The 12,176-nt window shown below is 46.4% G+C and carries 5 protein-coding genes and 1 rRNA gene; 1 reads left to right on the top strand and 5 read right to left on the bottom strand.

Going from position 1 to position 12,176, the window contains the following annotated elements; all coding sequences use genetic code 11:
* Nucleotides 1-62: 62 nt before the first annotated feature.
* The 4 genes from V5G28_RS17080 to V5G28_RS17095 all read right to left on the bottom strand — a co-directional run bounded on the left by V5G28_RS17080 (nt 63) and on the right by V5G28_RS17095 (nt 10,039).
* Entirely contained in the window at nt 63-692 is a 630-nt protein-coding gene (locus V5G28_RS17080; protein WP_336231054.1) for a response regulator transcription factor, read from the bottom strand.
* Nucleotides 689-6,796: a protein kinase domain-containing protein gene (locus V5G28_RS17085; protein ID WP_336231056.1), complete on the bottom strand. Its 6,108-nt coding sequence runs from the start codon at nt 6,794-6,796 to the stop codon at nt 689-691. Before V5G28_RS17085 ends, V5G28_RS17080 begins: the two co-directional genes overlap by 4 nt.
* A 777-nt stretch (nt 6,797-7,573) precedes the next feature.
* Complete coding sequence (locus V5G28_RS17090) at nt 7,574-8,287, bottom strand: alpha/beta hydrolase (protein ID WP_336231058.1); 714 nt, start codon at nt 8,285-8,287, stop codon at nt 7,574-7,576.
* A gap of 63 nt (nt 8,288-8,350) precedes the next feature.
* A complete protein-coding gene (locus V5G28_RS17095) occupies nt 8,351-10,039 on the bottom strand; it encodes a R3H domain-containing nucleic acid-binding protein (RefSeq protein ID WP_336231060.1) in 1,689 nt (562 codons plus the stop codon).
* Nucleotides 10,040-10,654: 615 nt separating this feature from the next.
* Here V5G28_RS17095 and V5G28_RS17100 point away from each other — a divergent pair.
* Nucleotides 10,655-10,966, top strand: a complete 312-nt coding sequence (locus V5G28_RS17100) for a hypothetical protein (RefSeq protein ID WP_336231062.1) — start codon at nt 10,655-10,657, stop codon at nt 10,964-10,966.
* Between the two features lie 299 nt (nt 10,967-11,265).
* On the opposite strand, the gene V5G28_RS17105 is transcribed toward V5G28_RS17100, so the two are convergent.
* Nucleotides 11,266-12,176 (bottom strand): 23S ribosomal RNA (locus tag V5G28_RS17105); the annotation flags it as partial.

The raw sequence follows: 12,176 nt of genomic DNA on the forward strand, positions 1-12,176 counted from the left end.
TGGAGACCCCTACACCCCTATTCCCTTACACCCTTACACCCTTACACCCCTAGTTCTTAACCCTACAAGCTAACAATGCCCCGCCTTAATGCAACGATCACAGCCTGGGTGCGATCCTCCACGCCCAGCTTACTTAAAATATGATTGACATGAAAATTGACTGTGCGTTCAGTAATATGTAGAGCCTTGCTAATAGCTTGGGTGCTCTTGCCTGTTGTAATGAGTTGAAGCACCTCTAACTCGCGATCGCTCAATTCTGGACTTGCCATGCGCTCTAAGAGTTTGGCACCTACCTGGGGTGGAATGTGCTTCTGTCCTTTGTGAACTGCGCGAATAGCGTCCAGCAATTCTTCTGGCTCGGCATCTTTGAGTAAATACCCTTTCGCACCTGAGCGCAATCCCTGATAAATTTCTTCATCGCCGTCATAGGTTGTCAACACGATGATTCGAGCAGCAGGAAACTCGGCGCAGATGGCAGTAATTGCAGCGACTCCATCCATCTGTGGCATTCGCAAGTCCATCAAAGTCACATCTGGTTGCTGTTGACGAAAGACGGCGAGTGCCTCATGACCATTCCCAGCTTGCCCAACTACAAGAATATCTGGCGCTTCTTCCAGCATGGCAACCAAGCCCTGGCGCACAACCGGGTGATCGTCTACAACCAGAATACGAATGGCATTGGGTTGGCTCATGATAGCTTTTCCTGATTCACAGACACTGCGATTTGTGTCCCTTGTCCGGGGGTACTCTGGATTTGGATCTGTGCTCCAATGCGCTCGGCACGTTCTGCCATCCCCAATAAACCAAAACCATTGTGATTAGAAGAATGATTAATTGTAAATCCCTGTCCATTGTCCTTGATACGTAATGTAAACTGCGTGGACTGATATATCAGTTCAACACGAATTTCAGTTGCATCAGCATACTTGAGTGCATTAGTCAATGCTTCCTGTCCAATCCTCAGCAGATTATTCTCCACCTCACAGGGTAGCCCATAGGGGACACCGATGGCTTCACACGTAATTATCGTACCAGTGGATGATTCTAGCTGGGTTATTAGATGCTTGAAAGCGCTGAACAGATCATTATTTTCCAATAAGTATGGACGGCGCAGCGCTTCTACAGAGCGGCGTGCCTCTGTGAGTCCAGTTCGGGCTAAGTTCTGTACTTGAGCTAGGTAAGCCTGAGCTTTTTCTGGGTCTTGCGTTATCTTACTAGCAGCAGATCTAGCGTGAATGATAATCCCGGTAAACGACTGTGCCAGCGTATCGTGAATTTCGCGTGCCATGCGGTTACGTTCATCCAAAATTGAGGCTTCTTCGGCTTGTTTACGTTCACGCAGTGCAGCGTTTCGCTGTTCGCTAATGTCTGTGATTAGACCGTAAAATCCTCTCACTTGAGCATTGTGATTGAAATCGGGGATCAAGGTAGCACTGATATACTTTTTACCAAATGAAAAGGGCATTTCTGCTTCAATGGTTGTTGTTTGCCCTTCTAACGCTCGATTAATATACGATTCAACAATTTGATAAGCTGCCTCACCCAGGAGTTCACTCACAGACTTGCCTAGAATCTCGTCTCGACTACAGCTAAACCAGACCTCATAGGTGCGGTTGACAAAGCGATAGCGTCGATTGGCATCCACATAGCTGATGAGAGCAGGTAGAGCATCGGTGATCAGCCGTAATTCCTGTTCCCGATGGCGTAGTTCTGCTTCGCTTTGCTGTAAAGCTGCTGTTCGTTGGGCGACCTGTTGCTCTAAGGTACGGTTGTAATCGGCTAGCAGTTGCTCTGTTCGTTTCCGTTCTGTGATGTCTTGAAAGGCTACCATCGCATAAGCCACCTTGCCTTGTTCGTCAAAGACTGGAGTTCCCCACGCCTCAATTGGAATTGTCGTGTTGTTTCGGTGAATTTCCATATCGTCAACCGTGATGCGTTCGCCGCGCAACGCCCGGACGATTGGCAGTTTCTCAGTTGGATACTTTTGGTCTGTTCCCGCCAGATAAAATTGATAAACCTCTGCGAATTGATCCGGTGTCACGCAAGGATCGATCCCTTTACCCACTAGTTCAATTCTCCGTTGGTTGGCGTAGTAAGGGCGACCCGCCGCATCCACTACGCCAATTGCCACTGGAACCGCTTCTAGAAATTGCGTCATCCTACTTTCGCCTTCGCGTAGCTTTGAGTAGAGTTTGGCATTTTCAATGGCAATGGCTGCCTGGGTTGATAACAGATTCAAAACTTGCGTTCGCTCTGGTGTAAATACTCCAGTTGCTAATTGATTTTCTAGATACAACACGGCAACGAGCTTACCTTGATTTAGCAGCGGCAAACAAAGAAGTGATTGGATTTGGTTCTGTTGAATGTAGGGATCATTGATGAAATTACCTTCACGAGTGGCATCATTTAGGATAACCGACTCATAAGTCCGGATGACATACTGAATAATGGATTCGGGTAAGTGATTTGCAATTGGAATTGATCGCAACACTTGTGTAGTACAAACACTCTCACCCTCCGGGTTCAGCAGTTTGCTTATGCCGGGGAACCCGTCCACCCTTACGGGTTCGCCACTCCCTACAACGGGGGGAACCCCCGCAACGGGGTGGCTCACCGCAACTGCTTCACCATCATGGAGTTCACAAGCAGCTTCAATTAACCATTCTCCTGCATCTTCCAAAATCAGACATCCGGTTTGTGCGCCAGCATTCTCAATTAAGATCTGCATCAACGAACTCAGCAACTGCTCCAGTTCAATTTCACGAGCGATCGCTTGGGACGCTTTGAGCACTGCCTCCAAGTCGAAAGCAATGGATGAGGTATTCGAGGTAGTTTTAGACGCTTTAGGAATTAGTGTGTTAGCTGTGTCCAAGGACTGAGGAAAGAACTGGGGATAGCGAGTTTCTAAATCTATTACCTTCGCAATTGCTCCCCATCGTTCATAGCAATAGTGAGCTTCCTTCATATAGGTTTGGGCAAATTTTTCCATACCCCTTGCCAGATAGAATTTAGCGGCTAATTCATAGGCTAATGCTTCTTCTTGAATATATTTATTATCCTTAGCTCCTTTAATTGCGCGCTCATAATAATCCATTGCTTCAACGACCTGACCCAAGACACGCGCTTTCTCAGCTTCCATTAAATCGTATTTATGCTGGAAATTCATCGGCGCATGATGTGCTAATTGCTTCATCTTCTCCTGTCTAACAGCAACTTTTTCTAGGATTTCTGCCTGTGTTTGAACTCTGCTTTCAGGATATGTTGCAAGTCTTGCTAGAGCATCATAGAGATGGTAAAAGGGGTTAATAGCTGTGCCTATTATTTGGCTCCAATAACGTTCTGCTATGGTTGAGTTTTCAACTGCCTGAGTATACTCAGAAAAGAGGTAGCATAGAAAAAGTCTACTAAAATAGACATCAAAGCTTGAGGTTCCATCATTTACTGTTTCATGTTGTGGCAATCCAGTCTCCTCATTGTAGAATTCACCAACTAGACGGATTGGATTGACCGAGCAGCCCATTAAATTTGCGATCACCTGTTGAAATATTTGATTCCAGGTTAGCGCCATTTCCTGTTTGATTTGACGGATTGCTTCATTGTAAGTTGTCATCTCGCGTGCAACCTGCACGAGTTCGTTTCCGACAGCATAGGAGTTGAAGCAATAAGAGTGAGCAGCATAGGCGGCAAACTCTAAATCTCCGGTTTCTAGCCCATCTTGATAGGCTTCTAGTAATGGCTGTAACGTGTCTATCACGTGCTCTTTCCAATGAATGATGAAGCAATTCACAATGAGCAATGCTCTAGCTCTAAGTGAATGAGTCTTAGAATGTGACAACTGCTTTAAAACTAACTGTCCAAACTCATAACCAGTCTTGATGTCTCCGACCTTTCCACACAGGACTAATCCAAAGTTGGCATAAGCAGAGGGAGACTCAAATGCATTTCCATATTCGATTGACAAGCTGACTTGTTTAGCTACTAGTAGCGGCATTAAATCAGGAGCGGCAACCCAGGCTGCAATCGTAATTCTAGATAGAATTCGCATCGCCGCCAACTTGTCCGGCTCGCTCATTTGGGGCAAATGAATCAAGTCTTCGATTGATTTCTCATTGATAAGGCATGAGATTGCGTCTAGTTCAAGCTGGATATCTGATTGGCTCGGCAGTTCGGGAAAACCGATCCCAAATTGCGGTAGAATGTGCAATGCAGTATTAATTGCTTTCAATAGCTGTCCTTGCGCGATACAAGTTTGAATTTTGACTTCGTAAACTTTTACGCTGTCAAGAACCGTTTTAGCTTCTTGCACAACGATCGCGAACCAGAATTCTACCTGCTCAAAATCACCACACAAGTATGCGACTTCTGTTGTTTCTACATATAACTCTAAGGTCAAATCGTAGTTGGTTTGCCAGCTAGAAACTACCAGCCACTTTCTGCCCGTGGCTAAATAGTTTTTTGCCATACTATAAGCGATCGCCCCTTTTGCTTTCTGACCTGCAATTAAATTTAAGAAAGCAATTTCATCTCGTTGAGCTTGCTCAGCGACAAGCTCAATGCCATGATTAAGATGATCCACAATTTCAAACAGCCGCTCTGATATTCGCTCCGGCAAAGTCTTTTCGAGCAAGTTGCGACCAATTTGGAGATGAACAACTTGTTTCTGGAACTCATCGATTAAGGCATATGCCGCTTGTTGAACGCGGTCGTGCAAAAACTTATACTCTTGAACTAACAAGTTTTCGTCTAATTCAGACAGGGGTTGAATGAGTCCAGCTTGTATCGCTGCCAGTAAATCTAGAGAAACTGCTTGAGCAGATTTTTCACAAATGATCGCTAACGTTTCCAAATCAAATTCAGCTCCGATGCAGGCGGCTAATCGAAGAAGCTGCTGTGTCACCTCTGGTAGTTTCTTCAACTTAACGAGCAGTAACTCCACCACATTATTGGTAATATTCTGAGCTTGAATATCATCAATGTTCCACTGCCAGCGGTAGTCTTGTGCATTAAAGTTCAAAAGATTTTCACTGTACAGTAAGCCCAAGAATTCACCGACAAAGAAGGGATTCCCCTCGGTTTTACGCAGCACTAATTCAGCCAAGGGACGAACAGTATTCGCATCCTGATGTAGTGTCTCAGCAACCAACTGAGTTAATGGTTCCAGGGTTAAGGGTGCCAGGATAATCTCATGAAGTACAGCTCCTTGTTTTCGCAGTCTCGAGAGCGTTAATACCAACGGATGCGTTGGACTCACCTCTGAGTCTCGATAAGCTCCAATTAAAAACAGGAATTGAGTTTGCTCATCAAGTAGCATCAGCTCGATTAACTTCAGTGTTGCTGAGTCTATCCACTGCAAATCATCTAAAAAGATAACAAGCGGGTGTTCCTTTGAACAAAACACCCGCAGAAACTTCCCAAAGATGCGATTGAAGCGATTTTGAGCTTGAGTTGCACCAACGTCCGGTACGGGTGGCTGCTTGCCAATAATTAACTCAACTTCCGGGATCAGATCAATGATGAGTTGTCCGTTGCTTCCCAAAGCTGTAAGCAGGCGCGATCGCCACTGTTGCAACTGCTCATCGGGTTCACCTAGCAGTTGCTGCACCAATTTTTGCAGGGCATGGGCTACAGCGCTGTAGGGAATATTGCGCCCTAATTGGTCAAATTTACCAGAGATAAAATAGCCGCGCTTTGCCGTGATGGGTTTATAGAGTTCCTGCACTAACGCTGATTTGCCAATGCCAGCATAGCCACAGACCAGCATCATTTCGACTTTGAATTGAGAATTTCCTATGCTTTCCTCTAGCCTAATGGCTTCGCCAACATTCCCCGTTCCTGCCACTCTGTCAAATGCCGCCAATAATGCTGCAATCTCCGCTTCGCGTCCATACAGTTTTTGGGGAATTTGAAACTGACCCCAAACGTCTTGAAGACCTAATTGAATGCAATCAATTTGCCCTGTTTCTATGAGTTGGTTAGCACAGCGTTCTAAATCCGCTTTAATGCCCCAGGCACTCTGATAACGATCTTCTGCATTTTTCGCCATCAGTTTCAGAATGATATCTGAAACAGGTTTGGGGATCGTTGCATTCAGTTCGTGAGGTGGAATTGGCTGTTTGGCAATATGACAATGGACTAGCTCAAGGATGTCCGTTGTGGGAAACGGCAGGTGTCCGGTTAGCAGTTCGTAGAATGTCACACCGAGCGAGTAAAAATCGGTGCGGTAATCGAGCAAACGGTTCATTCGCCCTGTTTGCTCTGGAGACAGGTAGGCAAGCGTGCCTTCTAAAACATGAGGGCTTTTGAAAGTCGGATTCGTGCGGTTAAAGCGGGTGGCAATACCAAAGTCAATAATTTTGACAACGCCAGTATCCGGATTGAGGACGATGTTTCCAGGGTTGATATCCTTATGAATGACATTGGCTGCATGGATTTTGCCCAGAATATCTGTGAGGTCGATGGCAAGACGGAGAAACGTGGATAAGGGCATCGGGCAGAAGTCTAGGCGCTTGTGCATCCATTGCTCTAGGGACTCTCCGCCAAAGTCTTCTAAAAGAATAACAAGCGTGCGTTGATAATCCTGCTGACTGTATGCCTTAACAACTCCTTGGATGTTGAGGGAACGAGTAATTTGATATTCTTGTCTGTAGCGAGTCAGTTCTTGAGGAGAGGGATAATCTTGCTTGAGCATTTTTACGACGAGCGCTTGCTCATCTTGCACTCTGATGCCCCGATACACCAGAGATGCTGAACTCTCATAGATTTTGCTTTGGATGGCAACTCCAGATAGGGCAATCATAGAACTCTTTCCTGATGAGCATCATGAGCCGTGTCAGCTATTATCCCACATTGTGCAAGTGCGCTCGTGAATGCATATTTTTAAAAATCAGTGCCGAAAAGTTTTTCACAAACCTCATTCGCCCTTGATTTCCTATTGCTCACACCATCTACCTTTCAAGTACCTATAGTCTGGATGGACGCGCATAGCGATTGCCTACGGCACTGCGCAGAGCGCAATCGCCGCCCTTGCGTGCCAAAAGTATTGCTGTAGTCGTGATAGAAAGCCCAAATAAAATCGCCTGAAATCTTTATTATTTTTTTAACTTTCAAAATATATTAAAAGTCTGGTTATGGCGGCGAAATATTGACACTTCCCATAACTAAATACTTATTAAATCCTGGAAGGAGTTAACACCAATTTCGGACAGTTTTTACTTTGCGTGCTGGACAGATTTTGCCTAAAGTCACTCAAGCAGGTGAAACCGCTTGCTTATGATTACGGTCAAAACGGACGGTTAACGATGGTTGAGCATTACAGCAAGACACTTTACCTATAGCATGATTCCTATGACCGCCTGACAACTGTAGAAAATGAGACTAATGGTGCTGCGCATCTGGACGTAAAACATTCCCATCAAATACAACTGTTACCATGCGTGTTCATAACTTGCTATTTTTATACAAACATTCGCACTTATGGCATCCAGAAGGGGGCAAGCCAAAATAAAGACATTTTGTTGTAGCAGATATTTCAAGGGAGTGGAAAAAACTGCTTTGAGCAAATAACCGCCGCTTTTTATTCCCGTTCTGCGGTGAACCAAGTCAGTGCAGAACGTGCAATCCCTGTAGGAACCGTGTGAAAACCATTAAACTCTTGATAAACTACATCGTAGTTAGCACGTTGCAGTTGCGGCACAATTTTACGACTGCAGCGGTCAATTGGCAGAACATTGTCCCACTTTCCGTGTGAGATAAAGATTTGCGGCTCCCCATGCTGCTGTTTTGGAGCCATAAACCCAGGCGAGAACGCAATGACGTGGGAAAACAAGTCACCGTTAGTGATGCCGACACTAAGCGCATAAGAAGCACCGTCAGAAAAACCTTCAACCGCGATGTGTGCTGGGTCTACAGCGTAGCGACTGAATGTCTGCATCAATGCGGAGTCTATGAAGGCAATATCGCTCCCGTACTCACCGTACAACATATCCCACGTTTTTTGGCGGGAAGCAGGGGCAAGTAGGATGATGGAGGCGGCATCAGCAAGGTGTAAGAATGGAGCCAGACCCCCCCGTGCATCACCGCCTGCGCCGTGTAACATCAGTACCAATGGTGCGGGTTTGTCTGGTTGGTAGTTTTTGGGTACGTAGAGTAGAGCGTCGCGTTCCGCATCCAGTCCCAATGGTTGCAAACCATGTCGTACTGACTCTAACGTGGGCTGCGTTGGTCGCGCCAACATGAGTCCTGTCATCGCCGCCTGTTTATTCTGCTCTTGCTGCTTGTCTTTTATCACAAATGCACTCCTGCTCATCTGTTTGGTAGCGTACTCTGAGAAAATCTTTGCATTTTCGTATTGTTAGGCTGGATAAATCCGCAAGCGCCGATGTGGTTCTTCCCCAAAGCTATGAGACTTCAGACGGTAGCGTTCAACCAATTCATGTTGCATTTTGCGAACTGATGCAGAACGCGGCAACAATTCGACTGGCTGACCTCTCTTAATCACAACCTGCTCAACGGCTACTCTGGCTTCTTCTAAAGCATCAATCTCCGAATCACCACTGCTGTGGCTATAAAGTGCATTTACATCCGTGGTGTCCGGTTCGTCCATCTGCAAGCAAGACCGCAAAGCACGAGTAATTGCTGAGATAGTGTTAGCTTTAATGGTGTAAACAGGTACTTGATGGTCTGCCACCATGTGCCGGAAATTGGAGTGTTTTCTGGCGTGCGTACGCAAAGCCAAAATCACCTCTGCATCATTGATATCCCTTGTCAGCACCACCGGCAAATTCAACTGGTGGATGACCTCCTCTAACTGGTAACGACTAACACCATAAGGGTATACGTGCAACGGTGAATCTTCGCTCATAGGCTGGTTGGGTTGATGAGATTCACCAAATGGTTGCGAGTACTCTCGTTCTTCTAAAATGCTGCTATCGTCTTGCTTTTCCCGAAACGGTATGACCCGTCCAGAACTACGCCATTTCTGCGATGGTTTAGTAAAGTCAGGTGATGCAGATTTCTTAAGTTGCATCTGATGCTGGGAACTGGGTATCTCGCGTGTAATCGTCACTTGACCCAAGTCATTAATGGTTCTGACTTGCGGGTTAGGTTGATGTGCCCGCAGTAAACTATCCACCGTATCAGCGACACTTTCATGCACAACCCAACGCTGGCGTTCCAACATCTCCACCGCAATTTCAAATGTGGGAGGTGCTTTGCGTTCCAAAACCGTCTTTTGGGTGCGCCGCCTTCTTGCTTCTTCATCGCCTAGCGTCACGGATTGAATACCACCAACTAAATCCGATAAGGTGGGGTTTTTGATTAAATTTTCAATTTCGTTACCATGGGCGGTACCTACCAACTGTACACCACGTTCGGCGATGGTACGCGCAGCCATTGCTTCTAGTTCTGTGCCAATTTCATCAATCACGATGACTTCTGGCATATGGTTTTCCACAGCTTCAATCATCACTTGATGCTGTAACTCGGGACGCGCAACTTGCATTCGTCGGGCGCGACCAATGGCTGGGTGAGGAATATCGCCATCGCCTGCAATTTCGTTGGAAGAGTCGATGATAACCACACGCTTATTGAGTTCATCTGCTAAAACACGGGCAATTTCTCTTAACGCAGTGGTTTTACCAACACCAGGGCGACCTAGCATGAGAATCGATTGACCAGTTTCTACCAAGTCGCGAATCATACCAATAGTTCCGTAGATTGCCCGACCAACGCGGCAGGTCAAACCGATAATCTTGCCATTGCGGTTGCGGATAGCGCTGATGCGGTGCAAAGTTTGCTCAATGCCGGCGCGATTATCTCCGCCAAATGTTCCTACTCTTTGGATGCAATCGTCGAGTTGTTGTTGAGTAATTGGTGTTTGGGATAAATATTCTGCTTTGTCTGGAAAACGGGCTTCTGGACGGCGACCCAAATCCATGACAACTTCAATCAAATTATCTCGTTGTGGGTGTTGTTCTAAACTGGAGCGAATTTCTGTAGGTAAGATATCAAGTAATTTTTTCAAGTCGTCAGTCATTTGCATATTTCTGTCAGTAGCGTTTTGAATGATAGGTTTTAGATAAGGTTGTTTGGAGTGTATTCGTTTTTAAAATTATTGTTGAAATGACAATTAAAGAAGAACTCAAAATGCAATGAGTAACGGGTTTGTTCGCAAAGCCTTCCGCAAGCGTTATTTCCCACTTATTGTGAACCACCAATTTGACAACTTGGTGGGGTGTTTCACCATTTATTCATCCGCAAGTCGCTTAACCTTCATCTAGATTCTGGCTCCTGACTCCTGACTCCTGAGCCCTGAATTCTTTCTTGTTAACCATTTACTGTTATCCTCAATGTCGGGCAGAGGATTTTTAACTATACAGTTTTACTCTAACAAATCCAGTGTAAAAAACAGTGAGTAAACCGAAATAAAAGGGGTGGATTTTGTTATTTATTTGTCAGCTAAAAAAACTCTAGCAGACATAGCGAAAAGCCCCCTTTCATTCCAACCAATACGGTTCAGTTCGGAGAATGGTAGGTTGGATAGAGCGTAAGCGAAACCCAACCTACGTCTAACTAAAAAAACTCTAACTTTTTGATTCCGAAGAGTACTTGAGATTTTACGGGCTAAAAAGTATACATAGCAACTGTTTCAGACTAGTTGGCACTTCATGACAGCAACCTTAGCATTGCCCTAATCGCCAAGACCGGGAGACAAAAACCCGGCGCAGCGGATGGCTGGCGAACTGGCGGGTATACCCTTTGCCTCTCACGCTTCTCCCCACACCACCGCCAGTTCTGCCTGACACGGGTTTTTGAGCGTCAGCGTTCTCCCGGTCGCCCTCTCCTCATTCCTATTCTTTCCGACTTAACCCTATCTACTGCTGGAAAGGCAATCACTCTACGCTTTCTGTTCTACTCAACCATAAAAAACCAAAGCTTTAACGCTTCCGTTTCTTTTGTAAGTGCTTGATACTATACAACAAAGCCCCTCCCAAACCGGAAGGGGCTTCTTGCCTAAAATATTATCCTGGCACGCCCGCTATTGTCACAGGCGGCGAAGCGCCAACGGGAAGTCGCCGCTTTTCTCGTTTCACAACTGAGTATCTCCTTCGGAGACGCTACGCGAACGGGATGGGTTCAGAGTGGTTCCACCGCGCCATTGGCACGCCTGAAAAACTAGTTAAAAATTAAAAGTAGTTTTGAAATTTCATTTTGAAATTTTCAGAAACCCTGAAGATTGCACAGCAACTTGTCTTACACCAATTGATTGAGGTCAAGCCCTCGGTCTGTTAGTACGGCTCGGCTGCATGCATTACTGCACTTCCACCTACCGCCTATGAACAGGTAATCTACCTGTGACCTTACTGGCTTATGCCATGAGAGCACTCATCTTAAGGTGGGCTTCCCACTTAGATGCTTTCAGCGGTTATCCACTCCGCACTTGGCTACCCAGCATTTACCGTTGGCACGATAACTGGTACACCAGCGGTGCGTTCCTCCCGGTCCTCTCGTACTAAGGAGGACTCCTCTCAATGCTCTTGCGCCTGCACCGGATATGGACCGAACTGTCTCACGACGTTCTGAACCCAGCTCACGTACCGCTTTAATGGGCGAACAGCCCAACCCTTGGGACGTACTACCGCCCCAGGTTGCGATGAGCCGACATCGAGGTGCCAAACCTCCGCGTCGATGTGAACTCTTGGCGGAGATCAGCCTGTTATCCCTAGAGTAACTTTTATCCGTTGAGCGACGGCCATTCCACGCTGTGCCGTCGGATCACTAAGACCGTGTTTCCACCCTGCTCGAGTTGTGACTCTCGCAGTCAAGCTCCCTTATGCCTTTACACTCTACGCACGATTTCCAACCGTGCTGAGGGAACCTTTGTGCGCCTCCGTTACCCTTTAGGAGGCGACCGCCCCAGTCAAACTGCCCACCTGAAACTGTCCCAGTGCCGGATAACGGCTCCCGGTTAGGCTCCCAGTTCTGACAAAGTGGTATCTCACTGTCGGCTCCAGTCCCCCCACAAGGGAACTTTCAATGCCTCCCACCTATACTGCGTAGTCAGAGCCAGTAACCAATTACAGGCTACAGTAAAGCTTCATAGGGTCTTTCTGTCCAGGTGCAGGTAGTCCGTATCTTCACAGACATTCTTATTTCGCCGAGTCTCTCTCCGAGACAGC

The organism is Scytonema sp. PRP1 (genome assembly GCF_036697665.2).
In the GTDB taxonomy this organism is placed as follows: Bacteria; Cyanobacteriota; Cyanobacteriia; order Cyanobacteriales; family Nostocaceae; genus Kalymmatonema; species Kalymmatonema gypsitolerans.

Bases quoted from the DNA above. Each gene is read 5' to 3' on its own strand.
- V5G28_RS17080 (WP_336231054.1), bottom strand. From the start codon at position 692: ATGAGCCAACCCAATGCCATTCGTATTCTGGTTGTAGACGATCACCCG.
- V5G28_RS17085 (WP_336231056.1), bottom strand. From the start codon at position 6,796: ATGATTGCCCTATCTGGAGTTGCCATCCAAAGCAAAATCTATGAGAGT.
- V5G28_RS17095 (WP_336231060.1), bottom strand. From the start codon at position 10,039: ATGCAAATGACTGACGACTTGAAAAAATTACTTGATATCTTACCTACA.